Raw genomic sequence first — 19871 nt, forward strand, 5'->3', positions numbered from 1 at the left:
ATATACATTAGCAAATCCTACCGAGTTAACAGAAGAAATCAAAAAAAGTCGTTTTATTGTCAATGCAGCGCCAGTCACATCAGCTGAACAAGCCACCGACTTTATTAATCAAATAAGCGATCTCAACGCCACCCACAACTGCTGGGCATGGAAGATTGGACAACAATACCGATTTAATGACGATGGCGAGCCCACTAGTACAGCAGGTCGCCCTATTCTTTCAGCCATTGAAGGACAAGATTGTGACCAAGTGGTTGTAGTAGTGACTCGTTACTTTGGTGGCATAAAATTAGGTACTGGAGGATTAATTCGTGCCTATGGCGGTTCGGCTAGCCACTGCTTACAACAAGCTGAGCTAATTGAACTCATTGCCCGCATAACGCTACAATTTCACTGTTATTATAACGAATGGCCAATTATCGAAAATCGTCTAAAGGAACTTGATTCCATTGTTGAAAATCAAGAGTTTGATGCTGAAGGTGTAAAAGTAAACGTCGCTATCACAAAAGACAAATTGCAACTCCTACAAAAAAATATTAGCGACATCACTCGTGGACGAGTTATTATTGAACTATAAGAATCACTCAGGTAGAATATTGATTTTATTTTATAAAAGATTAATTTTTTTATTGATTATCTTTTGTTGTATCAAGTTTAATTTTTAATAAAAGTGCTTTTGGACTTTAAGTCATTAAAATGCAAAGCTCTCAGGCTTTGCTATTTTGGCTGTCCTCCTCGCACTGGAATTTTATTCTTTTATTGATTATTCTTTATTAATATCAGAATATCATCAGCACCATAAAGATTAATAACTAAGTCATAAAAACTAAGGGGTGGTGCAAAGACCATAATTAATAATAGAAGTCCTGAACCAAAAAATATCACCGTTACTAGCTCCCACATCAAACTGACCACTAAACTGCCCTATTCTAGTCGTGTCACTTGTCCAATAGTTTTGGTCAACGAAGTCCGCACCAGCGTAATGATACATAAAGCCCCACTCCGAAAATAATCCAGCACCTATTGTACGCAGGTAATTATTATTTTTTGATGGAGGTGTAGCGCCGATAGAGCCTTGGCAATTCGGACCTGAGCCAATACCAGAACAAACAGCGTTAGTCAGATCCTTAACCTGTGGCACACGATAACCCAAACCACTACACCAAGTTACCATATCAGGGTAGTGATATAATTCAGCCCCCCCTAACTACGAACCATTTTTGCAGGACAAATCCATATTTAATTACCTCGTTCCCCTCTCTATCTCTCCCCACTAACTCAAAGGTCAGCGGTAACCTTGGCCTAGCAATTCGACTAGAATAAGGATTGAACCATTGATTTCTTGCCTCTGGACCTGTTAGTGTAACGCGAAATTCAACATCGCATTGGGCATTACATTTTGTTTTTCTTGTTACTGTAGCGGTAATTCCATCATGCGTAATTGGCGTTCCCCATGTTAATTCATCGGCATCTCCCCTTATGATTAAATCAAAATATAACCCATTTGCGCCCGTTGTCGGAAAATTTAGGTTATATGATCCCTGATCGGTTGATTGAACTAAGAACCCATAATCTGGGTGCCATATATCAGCAGGGCCAGCAAAATGGAGTCCACCCAGCTCAAGATTGGGCTTTACAAATTTAAGCTCCCCCCATTGTGACGATGGCAGTATTACGGCATCACTACGATTAATCCTTCGACCATTTTTAACGGGTAATGCCTGTAAATTCCATAAAGAAGACAATAATAACAATACCAATACTAACGGAACTTTTCGGGATAATTTTGATAATAATTTGGAAGATAACTTTGAAAATATAAACGTGGCGGGGCTAAAAATCCAACTAGTATGTTTATTTGATAAATTTAAGACATAGGTTTGCCAGTGCTGGAGTCTAAAATGATAATGTATTACGGTTCACCTGTCAAGTAAATTAATGATTTATTTTAATTTTCATATTTATTTGATTGTTTAATAAACTATTCCTTTAAGGAGGTTAAAGTATAGCCATTTTAAAAAAACTTGGCTAGTTTTTTATGCAATTTTTTAATTAGAATATTGTATTAACTGCTGACTTCACGGTAGGTATAACACAAGATAAATCTCTATTACTACAAAAAATATTGACGATATTGCTCGTGAATAAGTTATTTTTGAGTTAAAAAGCTAACCAGCTATAATTAGCAAATTTACTATGTATCTTAAATTATTAACTTAACGCCATAAAGTGTAGAAATGCCTCACGTTGTTTACAGTAATTTGAGAAATACTGTAATAAATATCCATAAAAAAACAAAACTAACGCCCTATCACAGACAAGCGATAGAACGCTGATATCAAAAAGAAAAATAACGATCACCAATTTGGCTAAACACTTTATAGTCAGTCGTCCTACCATTTATAACGCACTAAAGAAAGCCCGATTAAAGCTTTTTGTGGCAACCAGTAAAAATGAACGTTATAAAACAATCAGTTAGGGAATTAAACGTCTGGTTAAAGTCAAAAAATCGATTGAAGATAAATTAAAACGGCAAACTAAACGCGATAACAAAACCGCTCTGAGAGAAATACGACAGACTGATACCTACGGTTTACCTTTACTTAAAAATGAAACGATGCAGCAAACTAGAGAATATTCGCTTGATAGTATCTTTTTGATTTTTTGTTTTTATACATAAACGTAGTACACCCCTGAAACTTTTTGATAAAATTCTAATATGTTGATTTATTTAGATAAACTTTGTGGTAACCAGTATATCAAGCAAAAATTACCTGCTCATAAACTAATGGAAAGCCGAAAAGCGTAATATGAACTTTTAGTTGAGGTATGACATAATCAGCAATGCAAAAGATAAAACACAAAGATTTAAACGTTTTATGCGATTTTAGCCAATTATTTTAACCATGATCAGTAAACAACTTGATACTTTTCTTCATATGTAAGTTGAAGATTGATAGTGCATTTTGTTAATATTTAAGTTATTTAATAAAATTGAGTAGTTTATGAAATACATACACATAATTAAATTTTTATTAATGCATGATTTGACTCATTTAAAAGAATGTTGGCTTGTTGAGCTAACCTCTGGTAAAAAAATATCTATTTACCGAATAATAAAATCATACATAAAAACCCGATCACCACAAAAAAACTATTTATTTTGGTGGCGATTAGCTAACGAGATTTACATTCACGGCAATGATAAACAAAGAAATGTTGCTAAAAAAATTCAGTCAAAATTAATTAGTAAATTTGGTATTGATATAATGCTCGGTGCCAAAATTGGTAAAAATTTATCACTTGTTCATCCTTATTCTATCACTATAAATAAAAATGTAATTATAGGAGAAAATTTTACTATTCATCAAAATGTTACAATAGGAATAGGTCATGAGCCAGTAAACATCATAATCGGTGATAACGTTTATATCGGAGCAAATTCCGTGATTTTGGGCGGTAAAATAAAAATAGGAAATAATGTAAAAATCGGCGCAATGTCATTTGTAAATAAAGACGTTCCAGATAATTGCACTGTTTATACGCAAAAAACAAATATAATTATCCTGAATGATGTTGTTGAACACTATTGAATAGTATAAGTAAGCAAAGACCCTGTAAATACAAAATAAATATTGAAATTATGAAATTTAAACAACCTACGTTTTCTTAAAAATTATGTACTCAATCTGTACATATTTGCAAGTGAACAACTAAAAAAATGCTTAAATAGCTAAAAACAAAAATGAACAAAAATTTATTATATCTTATTGAATTTAAATAAATAAAAGAACAATTACGAGAAAAGAAAAACAATGAAAAATAACCAAGAACAGCCAAGTTTTTACTTCCACGATTATGAAACATTTGGAACTCATCCTGCATTAGATCGCCCTGCTCAATTTGCTGGAATTCGAACTGATGAGAATTTTAATATTATTGAAGATCCTTTGGTTATATATTGTTGTCAAGCTCAAGACTATCTACCCAATCCAGAAGCGGTACTAATTACTGGCATAACACCTCAAGAAACTAATAACAAAGGAGTTTGTGAAGCTGAATTTACTCGACAAATTCATCAAGCTTTTAGCAAACCTAATACTTGTATTTTAGGATATAACAATATTCGTTTTGATGATGAAGTAACGCGTAATCTTTTATATCGTAATTTTTATGACCCTTATACTTATTGTTGGCAACACAACAATTCAAGATGGGATCTACTTGATGTAGTTCGTGCTTGTTATGCGCTAAGACCAGAAGGAATTAATTGGCCAACTAATGATGAAGGCCTACCAAGTTTTCGTTTAGAACATCTAACAAAAGCAAATAACATTAAGCATGAACATGCACATGATGCAATGTCTGATGTTTATGCAACTATAGCAATGGCTAAATTAATAAAAGAAAAACAACCTAAACTGTTTAATTATTTTTTCTCATTACGTAAAAAAAATAAAGTTGCTGAACTTATTGATGTAGTTAATATGACACCAATAGTTCATGTATCAGGTATGTTAGGTAGCCATCGTGGTAATCTATCTTTAGTTTCACCTATAATTTGGCATCCAGTACAAAATAGTGCCGCTGTTATTTGCGATTTAACTGGAGATATAGATCTCTTAATCGATCTACCTGTTGAGCAAATAAAGGAAAGGCTCTACACCAAAACTAAAGATCTACAATTAGGTGAATCACGAATACCTTTAAAATTGGTTCATATCAATAAATGTCCTGTTATTGCACCATTAAAAACATTATTACCTGAAAATGCTGAACGGTTTAACATTGATATAGAGCAATGTTTAATAAACCAACATAAATTGTTAGAAAATCAAAATTTATTACAAAATAAAATACAGACGTTATTTAATATTGATAATAATAGTCCTATTAATACTATTAACGCTGATGTTGATGCTCAAATTTATGGAAAATTTCTAAATAACCAAGATAAGTTACGCTGCGAGACTATTCGAACAACTCCAATTCATCTATTAGATAGTTTATCATTAACGTTTGATGATCCTCGTTTACCAACACTATTTTTTCGTTATAAAGCGCGAAATTACCCACAAACATTAACAGAGCATGAACAGATTATTTGGAAAGATTATTGTCGCGATAAACTCAACACCCCAAAAATTCAAGATTACTTATTAATATTAGAACAATATGCTGAAACTTATATTCAGCAACCAGAAAAACTAGCAATAATTAAACAACTTTATCATTACTGCCATTATTTAGTTGGTAATTAATTTTGACGAGCGTATCATATAGACAAATAACTTTATGTCACTCTAGCATCCGTCATAATTTATAATTAAGATTAATAGCATTTACGTTATGAAACATTTTCTAGCTAAGCACGCCACCATCAGACATAGACTATATTCTTTATACTATACTTTTTTTAGTTATGGTCGTGGATTGGTCATATTAACTCTTTGTTTATGGGTAGGTAATATTTTTTCTAAAATATTACCTATAATAATTCCTGGCAGTATTATTGGTTTATTGATCCTGTTCTTTTTACTTGCATTTCAGTTAATTCCCACTTGCTGGATCAAAAATAGCTGTAATCTATTCATGCGTTACATGACATTATTATTTATTCCTGCAGCAATGGGGATTATGGATAATTATTCACTTTTATTACAAAATTGGGTTCCGATTATATTTGGCTGTGTAGGTGGTTCTCTTATTGTATTGCTTCTAACCGCATTTTTAACAGAACAATGTCATAAAATCGCAGCAAAAAATTCAATTTCATCACCAAAAGATGAGGTCAATCAGCCATGATATGGATGCTACCATTAACGCTTTTTGTTTTCTTCATTATTAGAAAAATATCATTTAAAATAAAAAATCCGTTATTTAATCCCCTAGTGATTACGGTAATAGTATTAATTCCAATTTTACTGATAACAAACACCAGTTACACACAATACGTTGACAACGTACAAATCATTAATAAACTATTGCCTTATTCTGTTGTTGCTCTCGCCTATCCTTTATATGAACTTATTCCCCAAATTAAAGCTCGTTGGAAGTCAATAATGATTATTACTTTTACCGCATCGCTTGCTTCAATGATAACCGGTGTTTGTATTGTATTTTGGTTAGGTGGAAGTATTGAGATTGCTGCATCTGTGCTACCTAAATCTGTTACTACTGCCATTGCAGTAACAATTGCAAGTAATCAAGATGGTATACCGTCAATAGCTGCATTATGCGTGATATTAGTTGGAACATTAGGCGGTATATTTGGACATCAAATATTAAATTTAGTAAAAATAAAATCAGCACCAGCAAGAGGATTAGCTATCGGTGCTGTTTCACATGCTGTCGGCACTGCCCGTTGTATTGAAGTTGATTATAACGAAGGTGCGTATAGTTCGTTATCATTAGTTTTATGTGGTGTTATGACCTCATTGACAGCACCTTTTTTATTTCCAATAATGGTATTTATTTTTAACTGGTTTTAGCATGAAATTAAAAAAGCTTATTGCTTATATTGCTAGTTTCTGCTTGATTTCAATAACTGCTATTGTAGGTTTAGATTATTGGATCAGCTATAAAACAGCCCCTTATATTTATCATGATGAAAACAAACTTCCTTACCGGACTATTGGTGTTGTACTTGGAACATCGAAATATGTTCGAGGAGGAGGTTTAAATGATTTTTATCGTAATCGTATTGATGGAGCAATTGATCTTTATTGGCAAAACAAAGTTGATTATTTATTATTAAGTGGTGATAACGCTCTTTTAAGCTACAACGAACCAATTACTATGAAGAAGGATTTGATAAAAGCTGGAATTCCTAGCGATGTGATCGTTTTGGATTATGCAGGTTTTAGAACTTTCGATTCAGTGGTTCGTGCCAATAAAGTATTTGATGCAAATAATTTTACTATTATCACTCAAGAGTTTCATTGCGAACGAGCCATTTTTATTGCCCTTGCTCAAGACATACAAGCACAATGTTTTGCTGTACCCTCCCCTAAAAATATGAAGTTAGTCCGTATCCGCGAAATGTTTGCGCGTGTTAGTGCATTTATTGATCTTTATATTCTAAAAAAAGAACCTAGATATCTTGGCCCTGTAATTCCTATTTTATCTAATGCTCAATAACCATCCTAAATAACAAAAGATTGTAAAAACTTTCAGGAAAGTGCATCTTTAAGTATAAAAACCAGACAAAAGAGAACTTGTCTAATAAATTAGATTGCATTTTTATGCAGGAAAAAGTAATATTTAATCAAATTTAGCATCAAGAAAAATGTATAACTAACAATGAATATTGAATTAAACCATATTAACTGTTTTTATGGTAAACATCAGGCTTTAAATGATGTTTCACTCTGTTATCCACTTGGTGAAACTATTGTTTTACTTGGTCAAAGTGGAGCAGGAAAAAGCTCTTTATTAAAAGTATTTAATTTACTTGAAATACCTAAATCAGGGCAGATGACTATTGCTAACACCCATTTTGATTTTTCTGAAAAAATCAGTGAATCAACAATTAGACATCTCCGTAAAAATGTAGGCATGGTATTTCAAAACTATAATTTATGGCCGCATTTGACGGTACTAGAAAATTTGATTGAAGCACCTTGCCAAGTATTAAAGTTATCTAAAAAAGAAGCTTGCGATAAAGCAATGGCGATATTACAAAGATTGCAAATTGATGATATGGCACAACGCTACCCGCTTCACCTTTCTGGTGGACAACAGCAACGTGTTGCAATAGCTAGAGCATTAATGATGGAGCCACAAATCTTATTATTTGATGAACCAACAGCGGCATTAGATCCAGCTATCACTTCACAAGTTGCTGAAATTATTAATGAACTGTCGCAGACTGGTATTACACAAATTATAGTTACTCATGAAGTCGATTTTGCTCGCAAAGTTGCTTCACAAGTAATTTATATGGAACACGGTAAAATTATAGAGCAAGGTCAACTTGAATGTTTTGCTCATCCTAAAACTGAAGAGTTTAAAGCTTATTTGTCACATTAATTAAAATAAAATTAGGTGGATATATGAAAAAAACGTTACTAGCCATTTGTCTTGCAGGAACTGCTTTTGTAGCTCAAGCAGCAGACACCTTAACAATCGGCACAGAAGCAACTTATGCGCCGTTTGAATTTACGAATGAAAAAAATGAAATTGTTGGATTCGATGTTGATGTGATTAATAAAATTTGCGACGAAATCAAAGCCTCTTGCAAAATTGTTAATCAATCTTTTGACGGCTTAATTCCAAGCTTAAAAACACGTCGCATTGATGCAGCAATAGCAGGAATTGATGTAACTCCTGAGCGTCAAAAACAAGTTGATTTCACTAAAATTTATTATGATGATAGTTCAATCCAATTTGTTACCTTAAAAGATACATTAACTAGCCTTGATCAATTAAAAGGTAAACGAGTTGGTATTCAAAAAGGGACAACTTATCCAAAATACCTAACTGAAAAATACCCTGATGTTAAACAAGTCAGTTACGATAGTTATCAATTTGCTTTTTTAGATTTAAAAGCGAAGCGAATTGATGCGATCGTATCAAGCTCAATTGTTGCTGGTGAATGGCTAGATAAAGAAACTGATATTGTACCACTAGCAGATAAAATCACCGATCACGAGTTTTTTGGTGAAGGTTTAGGTATAGCAGTACGTAAAGGTAATGATCAATTATTGAATCAATTTAACCAAGCCCTTGATAAACTAAAAGCAAATGGTGAATTAGACACCATTTATAAAAAATGGTTTAACAAGTAGTTATTAAATAGCAAAAATCGACGTCATAATGATCTCGCCGCATACCTTGTGGCGAGTTTATTTTTTATTAAACAATGTTAATTTAACAACGGTTTTCTTATGTCAGACTTTCTAACGAATAAAATAAATTGGATTCTATCTTTGATGGATGGATATATATTGCCACTAGCACAAGCGACATCAATTACATTATCATTAGCTTTAGTATCATTAGTGGTAGGCATATTTTTTGCCTTTATTTTTACGCTATTAGAATTGTCTTCAATTAAGCCTGTTGCATGGTTAATGTCACTTTTTAATTTAACGATTCGAGCTTTACCTGAACTATTAATTGTTGTCGCTATTTATAACGGATTACCGCTGTTACTCATATTATTAAATGATGGTTTTACCGTTAACCTTTACTTTATCTCATTAACAATACAGCTAGACATTCAAGATTTTAATATTAACCCTTTTTTATGTGGTGTTGCTGCCCTTTCACTTTTGTATGCTGTCTATGCTTCACAAACACTTCGTGGTGCATTTAAAGCAATTTCAAATGGACAGAGGCAAGCAGCCCAAGTACTTGGACTTAGCAAATCACGCACGTTTTTTCGTATTATAATGCCACAAATGTGGCGCCACGCATTACCAGGATTAAGTAATCAATGGCTAATTTTATTAAAAGATACAGCACTAGTATCAGCTATTGCCATTAATGATTTAATGATGCAAACAAAAGCAATTATAGCTCGAACAAATCAACCTTTTTTATGGTATTTCATTGCAATGATTATCTATTTAATCATCTCAATTTTAAGTCAAAAAGTTATATCTCGAATTGAAAAGTGTTCAACCTATTTTGAACAACCAACATCAGCAAAAAGTTAGTAAGGTCTTATTATGTTTGATACTTTTATTTATTACCTTAAAATCATACTCCAAGGTCTGCCTAATACATTAAGCTTAGGAATTTTAGGGATTTTATCGGCAGGATTGCTGGCAATCATTTTATCGTGTTTATTGTCATTAAATTCGTATGCTTTAACGAAAGCGATTCGTACATATATTATTTTATTTACGGGTTCCCCACTACTTGTACAACTATTTTTAATCTATTATGGCTCATCGCAATTTAGCGAAATATTAAGTAAAGTACCTATATTTTATAAATTCGCTTCATCGCCTTGGTTTTGTGCATACTTAACCTTAGCATTTGAGACATTAAGTAAAGTACCTGCATTTTACAAATTCATTTCATCACCTTGGTTTTGTGCATACTTAGCCTTAACACTTAATAGTACAGCTTATACTACGCAAATTTTTTACGGTGCGCTAAAATCTTTACCAAAAGGCCAATGGCAAGCTTGTGAAGCACTTGGTATGGATAAAAGACAAACATTAAAAGTTATTTTACCTTATGCATTAAAACGAGCACTTTCAACTTACTCTAATGAGGTTGTCTTTGTTGTAAAAGGTACGGCATTAGCATCAATGATTCCCATCATGGACATTATGGGATATAGCAACCAATTAAATAGTGATTATTATGATTTTTCTATTTTTATTGTTGCAGGCTTAGTTTACCTCTTGATAAATGGCTTACTTAGCACCATTATGAGGATTATAGAAAAAAAAGCCCTCACCTTCGAAAACTAATATGAGCCAATTTGATTCAAATTCTTTTTTAAAAACAGTCCCACATAAACCGGGTATTTATCAAATGTTTAATGATAAAGAAACCATTATTTATGTGGGAAAAGCCAAAGATCTTAATAATCGACTAAAAAGCTATTTTAATAACAGCAAAAAAACATTAAAAACGGATATGCTAGTCAGCCATATCCATCGTATCGAATTCACGATTACCAATACCGAAACCGAAGCCTTACTGCTTGAACAGACTTATATTAAAAAGTACCAACCCCGATACAATGTACTGTTAAAAGATGACAAAAGTTACCCTTTTATAAAGTTAAGCAAAGAACAACATCCGCAATTGTCTCTTTATCGTGGTGTGGTCAATCGAAAAAAAGATGAATTTTTTGGCCCTTATCCAAGTGGATATGCAGTAAAGCAAATATTAGCTTTATTACAAAAAACATTTCCAATAAGACAGTGTTTAAATTCAACCTATCGCAACCGAACTCGCCCCTGCCTACAATATCAAATTAAACGTTGCTTAGGGCCTTGTGTGTCTGGATTAGTCAGTGATGAAGATTACCTAGAACAAGTTAACTATGTTAGATTATTTTTATCTGGTCAATCAGATCAGATAATACAAAAAATAACTGAAGATATGCAAAAAGCTAGTAGCGAACTCAACTTTGAAAAAGCAGCGGTTTTGCGTGATCAACTTCAAGCAATAAAACACATTAATGAAAAACAAGCAATATACAATAATAATGATAATCTTGATGTTATTGGATTCCATTATGAATTAGGATTAGCTTGTATCTATGTACTGTTTATTCGGAATGGGCAAACTTTTGGTCATCGATCATACTTTCCTAAAGTACCATCAAATACAGAACTAGAAGAAGTTATAGAAACTTTTTTAGGACAATTTTATCTACAAGGTAACCAGAATAGAAATATTCCGAGAAAAATTTTACTCAATTTTTCATTATCAGATAAACAACCAATGGAAGAGACACTGTCACTTATTGCAGAGCATCAAGTTAAACTCATTGATGAACCTAAAGGAGATAATCTTAAATTACTCAATATTGCAACAGTAAACGCTCAAACTGAAGTTAAAAATAAGCTATTAGAAAATTCCACAATAAAACAACGTTATGACGGATTAAAAGATTTTTTAAAAATTGACAAAATTAATAGAATGGAATGTTTTGATATCAGCCATTTTATGGGTAAAAACACCATTGCATCTTGTGTTGTTTTTGATGATAAAGGACCTGTTAAATCTGAATTCCGTCGTTATAATATTACTGGTATCACACCTGGCGATGATTATGCGGCAATGGAACAAGTCTTAACGCGCCGTTACAATAAAAAAGATCTGCCTATCGACAAAGTCCCCGATATTATTTTTATCGACGGTGGTAAAGGACAACTTAACCAAGCATTAAAGGTATTTGAAGAATTAGAAGTAAATTGGAATAAAAATCATCCTATTCTAATTGGAGTTGCTAAAGGAGCTGAGCGCAAAGAAGGACTAGAGACACTATTTTTTGAAGCACACGGTAAAGGGTATTATCTTGATGATCACTCACCTGCCCTATTACTTATTCAGCAAATAAGAAATGCATCACATGATCATGCTATTGTTGGTCAACGTAAAAAAGGGACAAAACAATTAACCGACAGCGCCTTAGAACATATTGAAGGTATTGGTGCTAAAAGGCGTCAAGCACTACTGAAACATTTTGGTGGATTAAGAGAGTTAAAAAATGCCAGTATTGATGAAATAGCGCAAGTACAAGGTATATCAAAACAATTAGCTGAAAAAATTTATCTAAATTTACAACAATAACCCATTGAAAAAATAACATATTTCAGGCAACATAATCATTAAGAAAATACTGTTTTTTATTAATCTATAATGCATTGATTAATAAAATAAAAAAAGAGCTTTTGTCACATGAAAATTAATTTTCCAACATTTTTAACACTATTTCGAGTTATTTTAATTCCTTTTTTTGTGCTGGCATTTTATTTGTTCCCTCATGAATGGTCTGGTTTTTTCTCTGCATTAATTTTTTTAATTGCGGCCGTGACTGATGTATTAGATGGTTATCTTGCTCGCCGCCTAGGACAGACAACCAAGTTTGGCGCATTTTTAGATCCAGTCGCCGACAAAATCATAGTAACAATAGCGCTTGTTTTAATTACACAATATTATCAATCATGGTGGATCTCAATCCCTGCAATTATTATTGTTTCACGAGAAATTATAATATCGGCCTTACGGGAATGGATGGCTGAAATTGGTAAACGTAACAATGTAGCTGTTTCGTCAATTGGGAAAATCAAAACGATAGCACAAATGACAGCATTAACTTGGCTACTTTGGCGTCCTTGTGACATTGTTATTTACGCAGGTCTTGCAGCATTGTTTATTGCAACAGTATTAACGCTATTATCAATGTTGCAATATTTATGGATAGCACATAGTGATTTACTTGATGAAGAATAACTTTTTTAAAGTATTTTTTACATAAAGTATTTAATTAAAAAATTACACTTTTTATTCTATAAAACTAAAAATAATCTGTTTTAAATATAAAATAAGTTAAACATTGAGCAATTAAACAATTAATTTAAAATTTTTATTGACTGCAATGATAAGATAGGTAAAATGCACACCATTCAAAGCGCAGTTACTTTTAGTAATTAATTTTGAGCCCGGGTGGTGAAATCGGTAGACACAAGGGATTTAAAATCCCTCGGCCTTTTTGGCCGTGCGAGTTCAAGTCTCGCCCCGGGCACCACTTCTTACCTATGCGGGAATAGCTCAGTTGGTAGAGCACGACCTTGCCAAGGTCGGGGTCGCGAGTTCGAACCTCGTTTCCCGCTCCAAATTTTTTAATTTAACGAATTTTCTTAATTTTTATACTTAAACGTATAGCTTTCCTGAAAGTTTTTAACAAAACTAAAAATAATAGCAATATTATAAACCTCTCACTCTAGCACAAATTTAATTGAGCTTATAAAATGAACTGTATTGATGCTGTTCCCTACATTCCTCGTTATGGGAGCCTAAAGTCAGAGCCAGGTGGTTCACAAAGGAAAAGCAAGCTTGCTCATCCAGAACCTAAAATTACAATGGATGAAAAACGTTTGTTTTTTGCGCTATCAACGGGTGTGCGGATGAGTGAGATATTTACACTAACGTGGCACAATGTTGATCTTGTTAATCGTGTAGCAACTGTTACTAACGAAAACGCAAAATCAGGAAAAACAAGGGCTTTATTACTAAATCATGACGCAATGGAGTTAATACGCAAATTAAGATTTAGAGATAGTTGTGAATATGTATTCACTCTGTAACTACCCCCTAAAATAGTACAGCCAAATAGTAGAAAATTTTTTGAGATAAAAGTAAAAGAGAATTTGAATATGAAAAAAATGATAAGCACCAAATCGTATCGATATTAAAAAAAGTAGAAGCAAACATTCTAGTTAAAGCGCTTTGTCAAAAGTATGTCATGGATAACACCAATTTTAAAATACACCATTATGAAAAGTTCAGATATCAAACACTTAAAAAACTTGGTTCCAAAAATCGTAATCTTATACAAATAGTTGCCAAGTTAAGTTTAAAATCACAACTTAATATCACTTCCATTGAATTTAAAACACGAAAGTAAGTAGCATAATTTTCTACATTGGTTTTGTGCTAAAAATGAAGTATTTACATCTATTATTATCCCTATAGAATATTACATAAATTAATATAAAAATGAGTTCACATAAATTGAAAGTGAGAATAATCAATGGCTAAAGTAAAAGTAATACTTTTTGTTGTTCCTATTATTGCTATTATTTCTACATCTTGCTCAAGTCGTGGAGAATATTGCCTTTTTGGTACATTTAAATCGACATTTCATGATTATAGGAATGCATATTGGCAATCAGTTGATAATAAAAAATCTAAAGCTTCAAAGCTCGATATAAAAAAATGTAGCCAAGAAGCAGAGAATGCAAGAATTGTTCTTATTAATATTTTTACCCAGTTATGTACTGATGGACATATATCCCAAGAATATTTACCTGATGCTGTTTGGATTCAACACAATTATATTGAGGACCATTATTTTGGTAAAAGCACTAAAAAATTGACAGGTACAACAGAACAAATCCTCACCAAATTTTTAGCTTATGACGACAATGACAACTTTCCTAGTGCTGATAGATTAAATAAGGCGTGTGCCCGTTATATTCCAAAAGATGATATATTATATGATTATGAGGGAATAGGTCCTGATATCCCATTTTATACAAATTATTATTTTGAACAATGTATGATTAAAAATAACTTTGAAAGCATCGCCCCTGTAACAACAAAGACATACTGCAATGGAATTGGTTGGTGACTAGATAATATATTAACTATAAGTTTGTCGCAAAAAATTGTGCTTTTTACTTGGTAGATGGAGGTGTTAGAGATGGTGAATAAATACGCTCACTTGAACGCAGATCATATGCTTGAATTTGCAAACAATGTCACATTTACGGCACAAGGCTTATTCAATGACACAATGAAAAATCTAAGAAATTCTTAAAAACTTATATAAATTATATCGTTAAATGGTGGCCCCTACTGGACTTGAACCAGTGACCAATCGATTATGAGTCGACTGCTCTGACCAACTGAGCTAAGGGGCCATTTGGATGTGCTACTGAGTTAGTAGGGTTGCGATTATAATAGAGTTAAATCCAATTTGCTACAATTAATTAATAAAATAGATTGGTTTGATTATTTATTAATCTGTGCTTTATTAGATTTTGTGCGAACTCAATTACTGATATTCTTTGTTTAACTAAACTGATACAATAATTTAAGCTATTATTCGTTGTTATATTGGATGAGGGAATTTTATGTTTACCAAAAAATCACTAGTGATTGGTGTTGCGGTATCAGCAACTTTACTTTTAAGTGCATGTAGTAACTCTAATCATCAACTTACTTCTGCCGGTAGTCATGTTCAATTCATAGATACTAAACCTGCTGCTTCTTGTCAATTATTGGGTAAAGCAGAAGGACGCCGTAGTAGTTTCTTTTCTGGTCTTAAAACACATAGCGAACTTATTCGTGATGCTGCAACAGAATTGATGAATAAGGCGGCTGCGATGGGTGGCAATGTGATTTATAATGCACAGGATACTTCAATGCAATATATTTCTGATATTGCACCGACAGATGCCGTTATGGTTGGTGAAGTTTATAGCTGTAAATAATGAAAAAGGGAGGTTTGCCTCCCTTTTTGCTGATAGTAATGACTTGTAATATTTTGAGTTAATTTAGCCATTTTGTTTTTCAAATCGCTGCATAAAATCAATTAAATAATTTACGCCGTCTTGATCCATGGCATTATAAATAGATGCGCGCATTCCTCCAGCAATTCGGTGACCTTTAATGCCAATAATGTTAGCTTGAGTTGCTTCGCTTACAAATTTTTTATCCAACTCTTCATTTGGTGATAAAAAAGTAATATTCATAATTGACCGATTAGCTACTGCAACAGTATTTCGATAAAAATTAGATTGGTCGATGAATTGATATAGTGATTGTGCTTTAGCTTGGTTTCGTTGCTGCATTGCTTTTAGTCCACCAAGACTTTTTATCCATTTAAACACTAGCCCCGACAAATACCATGCAAATGTAGGTGGAGTGTTAAACATTGAATCGTTGTCCATTAAGATTTTGTAATCTAGTACTGATGGTAACATTTTTTTTGCATGGCCAATTAGATCTTCTCGCACAATGATAATGGTAATACCTGATGGACCAATATTTTTTTGAGCACCCGCATAAATTATGCCATATCGATTTATGTCAATAGGTTGCGATAATATACACGATGATAAGTCAGCTACAACGGTTTTGTCACCAAAGTTGGGTTCTTCAAAGATTTGAACGCCATCAATTGTTTCGTTTGGACAATAGTGTACATAGGCAGCATTATCATTTAATTGCCATTCTGACATAGATTTAACAGCCGTTAGTCCGTTTTGTTTGATAACAACATTTTGTTCATTAACTTGGCAATATTTGCTGGCTTCTTTGATTGCGCATTGGCTCCAATAACCACTGTTAATATAGTCGGCACTGGTTTTATTTCCTAAAATATTTAATGGAACTGCAGCAAATTGTGCTCTGGCTCCACCTTGGCAATAAAGAATTTTGTAATTATTAGGAACGTTTAAGATTTCTCGTAGGTCGTTGGTGGCCTCAATAGCACAGGCATCAAAATCTTTACCTCTATGGCTTAATTCCATGACTGATGCGCCAGTATTATGCCAATTTAATAATTCAGTTTGAACTTGTTTTAAAACTTCAGCAGGCAATTTTGCTGGGCCGGCACTAAAATTATAACTTTTATTCATTGCAATTCACTTTGATCCATTCAAAAAGAACTCTATTTTTACACTGTATGAATAGATATACAATCATATTTTTTGTTAAAAAGTTTCAGGTAACTATGTGTTTCAGTATAAAAATACCGGCTAATGCCGGTATAGTTGTTATTAGAATAATATAGCTATTTATGAAAGTTGTTGCTTGGCAACTTCAATCGCTGATTTTACCTGTTGTGGTGAAACCCCACCTTTGGCACAGCGTTTAGCTAGGCATGATTCTAGCGATAATATTGGATAAACATCATTATCAATAACTGGGCTAAATTTTTGTAGTTCTTCAAGCGAAAGTTCTTCGAGCGCTTTTTGCTTTGCAATAGCATCAACAACTGCTTCGCCAACAATGTGGTGAGCTTCACGGAAAGGTATGCCTTTGGCAACTAAATAATCAGCCAGTTCAGTTGCATTAGAATAACCTTGTTTGGCAGCTTCTTGGCAATTTGTGTAGTTAATTTTAATATCCTCTAGTACTAGTGTTGCCATATCTAAGCATTCTTGCCAAGTATCAAGTGCATCAAATAGGTGCTCTTTGTCTTCTTGTAAATCTTTATTATAAGCAAGCGGTAAACCTTTGAAGGTCATTAAGGCACCTGTTAATGCACCCGCAACCCGCCCTACTTTACCACGAATCAGTTCTAATGCATCTGGATTCTTTTTTTGTGGCATGAGTGAAGATCCTGAAGTCACGCGTTCAGATAGTTCAACAAAATTGGCTTCACCACTATTGAAAATAATAAGATCTTCAGCAAAACGCGATAGGTGTACCATACCTATTGAGGCATTATTTAATAGTTCAAGGATGTGATCACGATCAGACACCGAATCCAGACTATTATTCGTTGCTTGAGCAAACCCTAACCAATGAGCCAATTGCTCACGATCCATTGGATAGGCAGTTCCAGCTAAGGCACCAGAGCCTAACGGACTAACATCTAAACGTTGTAATGTATCTTCTAAGCGGCTGACATCACGACTTAACATTTCAAAATAAGCCAAGCACCAATGCGCAAATGTAATTGGTTGTGCTCGTTGCAAGTGGGTGTAACCAGGCATAATGGTTTTTTGGTGCTGTTCAGCGGTTGTAACTAGTAATTGGCGTAAGTGATTTATCGCATTAATTAAATGAGGAATTTGGTCTTTACACCATAATTTTAAGTCGGTTGTTGATTGGTCATTACGGCTTCGTCCTGTGTGTAATTTTTTACCTAAGTCGCCAATTTTTTCAATCAGTTTTTGTTCAACCCAACTGTGTATGTCTTCGGCATCACTTTGTAAAATTTGGTTAGGATCTTGTTTAACCAATAACAACAACTCATTTAAGGCTTTTTCTAATTTTTTTTGTTCATCATAAGATATAACGTTAACCGTCACCAATGCTTTTGACCAAGCAATTGAGCCAATGATATCTTGCTCTGCAAGACGATAATCAAAGCGCAATGAATCATTAAAATGCTTAAATCGTTGATCTGCTTTTTGGCTAAAACGCCCACCCCATAATGCCATAATTACCTCAATATTATCTTAAATGAATGTTATCTTAATGATTAACTATACAATTTCAATTTTGTTTTATATATTTATTTTTATAATAAAATTAAATTTAATCAAGAATAAAAATAATATATACAGGACGTTGCCTGTATATATTTATTATTAACGCTATTTTATTTGCAAATTGGCGTTTAGTTTTTCGCTTTTTTAGCAGTTTGTTTTTGCTGTTTCTCATTTAAAGCACGTATGCGTGATGACAATGAAAATAGACGAATAAATCCACCTGCATGACTATGATCATAAACTTCATCTTCACCAAATGTAGCAAATTCTTCATTATATAAACTATTTGGTGATTTCTTTTGTACGGCAGTTGCATTACCTTTATAAAGTTTAACCACTACTTCACCCGTCATGTCTTGTGCCAAAACTTCAGCCGCGGCTTGAATTGATCGACGATATGGTGCAAACCAGCGCCCATCATAAACAACATAAGCCATTTCAATACCTAGTTGTTCACGCCATTTAAAGCTGTCGCGGTCTAATATTAATTGTTCTAAACCACGTAATGCTGTCATCATTATTGTGCCGCCAGGCGTTTCATAACAACCACGCGATTTGATACCGACTAAGCGATTTTCAATGATATCAACTCGACCAACACCATGTTTTGCACCAATTTTATTTAATGTTGCAACACAGTTATATGGTGATAATTTTTTCCCATTTACTGAAACCACTTCGCCTTTTTCAATACCAATGGTTACTAATTCTGGTTGGTTTGGAGCATCTTCAGGCGAAACAGTCCAAGCCCAGCAATCTGTATTAGCTTGGTTCCATGTGCTTTCTAACACACCACCTTCAGTGGAGATATGCCATGCGTTTTCGTCACGGCTGTAAATTTTTTCAACGGTTGCAGTTGTTGGAATTTTACGAACTTTTAAATAATCAATTAATGCTTCGCGTGAACGCAGATCCCATTCACGCCAAGGAGCAATCACTTTAAGTTGTGGTGCAAGTGCAGTATAGGTTGTTTCAAAACGCACTTGGTCATTGCCTTTACCAGTCGCTCCGTGACAGAGTGTATCAGCCCCGACTTCTAACGCATATTCAACTTGCGCTTTTGCAATAATTGGACGAGCCATGGAGGTACCAAGATAATAAGTTCCTTCGTATAAGGCTCCTGTTTTTAAGACTGGATATACGTAATCTTTAACAAATTCTTCTCTTAAATCAACAACCTTACAAGCAACTGCACCCGATGCTTTAGCCTTTTTTTCTACATCTTTTAGTTCTTTTGGATCTTGACCTACATTAGCAACAAAGGCATAAACTTCACATCCACCATAATTTTCTTTCAACCAAGGAATAATTGCTGATGTATCCAAACCACCTGAATAAGCCAATACGACCTTTTTTGTTCCACTTTTTTCCATGTTATACCCTTTATAAATTAACTGACGATAAAAATGAGTTAAAAATATTTTTTTATTAATCGTTAGATAT

At 33.4% G+C, this 19871-nt stretch carries 20 protein-coding genes, 3 tRNA genes and 1 pseudogene; 18 read left to right on the forward strand and 6 right to left on the reverse strand.

The window, feature by feature from the left end; genetic code table 11:
• Positions 1-577, forward strand: a 577-nt coding sequence (locus A9G35_RS05530) for an IMPACT family protein (protein WP_065636016.1), incomplete at its 5' end; no start/stop codon positions are given.
• A gap of 249 nt (positions 578-826) precedes the next feature.
• On the opposite strand, the gene A9G35_RS05535 is transcribed toward A9G35_RS05530, so the two are convergent.
• The gene (locus tag A9G35_RS05535; RefSeq protein WP_065636017.1) at positions 827-1174 is read right to left on the reverse strand and encodes a hypothetical protein; all 348 of its coding nucleotides are present in this window, start codon (positions 1172-1174) and stop codon (positions 827-829) included.
• Positions 1175-1193: 19 nt separating this feature from the next.
• The gene (locus A9G35_RS05540; protein WP_141673782.1) at positions 1194-1760 is read right to left on the reverse strand and encodes a hypothetical protein; all 567 of its coding nucleotides are present in this window, start codon (positions 1758-1760) and stop codon (positions 1194-1196) included.
• A gap of 1245 nt (positions 1761-3005) precedes the next feature.
• Here A9G35_RS05540 and A9G35_RS13860 point away from each other — a divergent pair.
• The 16 genes and pseudogenes from A9G35_RS13860 to A9G35_RS14095 all read left to right on the forward strand — a co-directional run.
• On the forward strand, positions 3006-3593 hold the full coding sequence (locus A9G35_RS13860; RefSeq protein ID WP_065636019.1) for a serine O-acetyltransferase: 588 nt from the start codon (positions 3006-3008) through the stop codon (positions 3591-3593).
• Between the two features lie 222 nt (positions 3594-3815).
• On the forward strand, positions 3816-5261 hold the full coding sequence (sbcB, locus tag A9G35_RS05550; protein ID WP_065636020.1) for an exodeoxyribonuclease I: 1446 nt from the start codon (positions 3816-3818) through the stop codon (positions 5259-5261).
• A gap of 88 nt (positions 5262-5349) precedes the next feature.
• Positions 5350-5805, forward strand: coding sequence for a CidA/LrgA family protein (locus A9G35_RS05555; protein WP_081300118.1), 456 nt, complete (start codon positions 5350-5352; stop codon positions 5803-5805).
• Complete coding sequence (locus A9G35_RS05560) at positions 5802-6491, forward strand: CidB/LrgB family autolysis modulator (RefSeq protein WP_065626818.1); 690 nt, start codon at positions 5802-5804, stop codon at positions 6489-6491. Before A9G35_RS05555 ends, A9G35_RS05560 begins: the two co-directional genes overlap by 4 nt.
• Position 6492: 1 nt before the next feature.
• Positions 6493-7140, forward strand: coding sequence for an ElyC/SanA/YdcF family protein (locus A9G35_RS05565; RefSeq protein WP_081300119.1), 648 nt, complete (start codon positions 6493-6495; stop codon positions 7138-7140).
• 162 nt (positions 7141-7302) lie between these two features.
• Complete coding sequence (artP, locus tag A9G35_RS05570; RefSeq protein ID WP_065636021.1) at positions 7303-8031, forward strand: arginine ABC transporter ATP-binding protein ArtP; 729 nt, start codon at positions 7303-7305, stop codon at positions 8029-8031.
• Between the two features lie 23 nt (positions 8032-8054).
• Positions 8055-8789: a transporter substrate-binding domain-containing protein gene (locus A9G35_RS05575; protein WP_065636022.1), complete on the forward strand. Its 735-nt coding sequence runs from the start codon at positions 8055-8057 to the stop codon at positions 8787-8789.
• 144 nt (positions 8790-8933) lie between these two features.
• Positions 8934-9662, forward strand: a complete 729-nt coding sequence (artQ, locus tag A9G35_RS05580; protein WP_065636023.1) for an arginine ABC transporter permease ArtQ — start codon at positions 8934-8936, stop codon at positions 9660-9662.
• Positions 9663-9674: 12 nt separating this feature from the next.
• A complete protein-coding gene (locus A9G35_RS05585; protein ID WP_065636024.1) occupies positions 9675-10430 on the forward strand; it encodes an ABC transporter permease subunit in 756 nt (251 codons plus the stop codon).
• Between the two features lies 1 nt (position 10431).
• Entirely contained in the window at positions 10432-12267 is a 1836-nt protein-coding gene (gene uvrC, locus A9G35_RS05590; RefSeq protein WP_065636025.1) for an excinuclease ABC subunit UvrC, read from the forward strand.
• A 108-nt stretch (positions 12268-12375) separates the two neighbouring features.
• Positions 12376-12930, forward strand: coding sequence for a CDP-diacylglycerol--glycerol-3-phosphate 3-phosphatidyltransferase (gene pgsA, locus A9G35_RS05595; RefSeq protein ID WP_065636026.1), 555 nt, complete (start codon positions 12376-12378; stop codon positions 12928-12930).
• Positions 12931-13137: 207 nt separating this feature from the next.
• Positions 13138-13225 (forward strand) — tRNA-Leu (locus A9G35_RS05600).
• Between the two features lie 12 nt (positions 13226-13237).
• Positions 13238-13313 (forward strand) — tRNA-Gly (locus A9G35_RS05605).
• A gap of 135 nt (positions 13314-13448) precedes the next feature.
• Positions 13449-13784: a tyrosine-type recombinase/integrase gene (locus A9G35_RS05610; protein WP_065636027.1), complete on the forward strand. Its 336-nt coding sequence runs from the start codon at positions 13449-13451 to the stop codon at positions 13782-13784.
• 446 nt (positions 13785-14230) lie between these two features.
• Positions 14231-14830, forward strand: a complete 600-nt coding sequence (locus tag A9G35_RS05615; protein ID WP_065636028.1) for a hypothetical protein — start codon at positions 14231-14233, stop codon at positions 14828-14830.
• A 60-nt stretch (positions 14831-14890) separates the two neighbouring features.
• Positions 14891-15019 (forward strand): annotated as a pseudogene (locus tag A9G35_RS14095) (site-specific integrase); the annotation flags it as partial.
• Between the two features lie 26 nt (positions 15020-15045).
• On the opposite strand, the gene A9G35_RS05620 reads toward A9G35_RS14095, so the two are convergent.
• Positions 15046-15122 (reverse strand) — tRNA-Ile (locus A9G35_RS05620).
• 213 nt (positions 15123-15335) lie between these two features.
• On the opposite strand from A9G35_RS05620, the gene A9G35_RS05625 reads away from it, so the two are divergent.
• Positions 15336-15695, forward strand: a complete 360-nt coding sequence (locus A9G35_RS05625) for a DUF4156 domain-containing protein (protein WP_065636029.1) — start codon at positions 15336-15338, stop codon at positions 15693-15695.
• Between the two features lie 63 nt (positions 15696-15758).
• Here A9G35_RS05625 and serC read toward each other — a convergent pair whose 3' ends face one another.
• The 3 genes from serC to A9G35_RS05640 all read right to left on the reverse strand — a co-directional run bounded on the left by serC (position 15759) and on the right by A9G35_RS05640 (position 19801).
• Entirely contained in the window at positions 15759-16844 is a 1086-nt protein-coding gene (gene serC, locus A9G35_RS05630; protein WP_065636030.1) for a 3-phosphoserine/phosphohydroxythreonine transaminase, read from the reverse strand.
• Between the two features lie 159 nt (positions 16845-17003).
• The gene (gene argH / locus A9G35_RS05635; RefSeq protein WP_065636031.1) at positions 17004-18377 is read right to left on the reverse strand and encodes an argininosuccinate lyase; all 1374 of its coding nucleotides are present in this window, start codon (positions 18375-18377) and stop codon (positions 17004-17006) included.
• A gap of 179 nt (positions 18378-18556) precedes the next feature.
• Positions 18557-19801: an argininosuccinate synthase gene (locus A9G35_RS05640; protein WP_065636032.1), complete on the reverse strand. Its 1245-nt coding sequence runs from the start codon at positions 19799-19801 to the stop codon at positions 18557-18559.
• Positions 19802-19871: the final 70 nt, after the last annotated feature.

The organism is Gilliamella sp. Choc5-1 (assembly GCF_001690595.1).
GTDB lineage: Bacteria > Pseudomonadota > Gammaproteobacteria > Enterobacterales > Orbaceae > Gilliamella > Gilliamella apicola_M.

Coding starts and splice junctions, on each gene's coding strand:
- A9G35_RS05535 (WP_065636017.1), bottom strand. CDS start 1,174: ATGGTAACTTGGTGTAGTGGTTTGGGTTATCGTGTGCCACAGGTTAAG.
- A9G35_RS13860 (WP_065636019.1), top strand. CDS start 3,006: ATGAAATACATACACATAATTAAATTTTTATTAATGCATGATTTGACT.
- sbcB (WP_065636020.1), top strand. CDS start 3,816: ATGAAAAATAACCAAGAACAGCCAAGTTTTTACTTCCACGATTATGAA.
- A9G35_RS05555 (WP_081300118.1), top strand. CDS start 5,350: ATGAAACATTTTCTAGCTAAGCACGCCACCATCAGACATAGACTATAT.
- A9G35_RS05560 (WP_065626818.1), top strand. CDS start 5,802: ATGATATGGATGCTACCATTAACGCTTTTTGTTTTCTTCATTATTAGA.
- A9G35_RS05565 (WP_081300119.1), top strand. CDS start 6,493: ATGAAATTAAAAAAGCTTATTGCTTATATTGCTAGTTTCTGCTTGATT.
- artP (WP_065636021.1), top strand. CDS start 7,303: ATGAATATTGAATTAAACCATATTAACTGTTTTTATGGTAAACATCAG.
- A9G35_RS05575 (WP_065636022.1), top strand. CDS start 8,055: ATGAAAAAAACGTTACTAGCCATTTGTCTTGCAGGAACTGCTTTTGTA.
- artQ (WP_065636023.1), top strand. CDS start 8,934: ATGGATGGATATATATTGCCACTAGCACAAGCGACATCAATTACATTA.
- A9G35_RS05585 (WP_065636024.1), top strand. CDS start 9,675: ATGTTTGATACTTTTATTTATTACCTTAAAATCATACTCCAAGGTCTG.
- uvrC (WP_065636025.1), top strand. CDS start 10,432: ATGAGCCAATTTGATTCAAATTCTTTTTTAAAAACAGTCCCACATAAA.
- pgsA (WP_065636026.1), top strand. CDS start 12,376: ATGAAAATTAATTTTCCAACATTTTTAACACTATTTCGAGTTATTTTA.
- A9G35_RS05610 (WP_065636027.1), top strand. CDS start 13,449: ATGAACTGTATTGATGCTGTTCCCTACATTCCTCGTTATGGGAGCCTA.
- A9G35_RS05615 (WP_065636028.1), top strand. CDS start 14,231: ATGGCTAAAGTAAAAGTAATACTTTTTGTTGTTCCTATTATTGCTATT.
- A9G35_RS05625 (WP_065636029.1), top strand. CDS start 15,336: ATGTTTACCAAAAAATCACTAGTGATTGGTGTTGCGGTATCAGCAACT.
- serC (WP_065636030.1), bottom strand. CDS start 16,844: ATGAATAAAAGTTATAATTTTAGTGCCGGCCCAGCAAAATTGCCTGCT.
- argH (WP_065636031.1), bottom strand. CDS start 18,377: ATGGCATTATGGGGTGGGCGTTTTAGCCAAAAAGCAGATCAACGATTT.
- A9G35_RS05640 (WP_065636032.1), bottom strand. CDS start 19,801: ATGGAAAAAAGTGGAACAAAAAAGGTCGTATTGGCTTATTCAGGTGGT.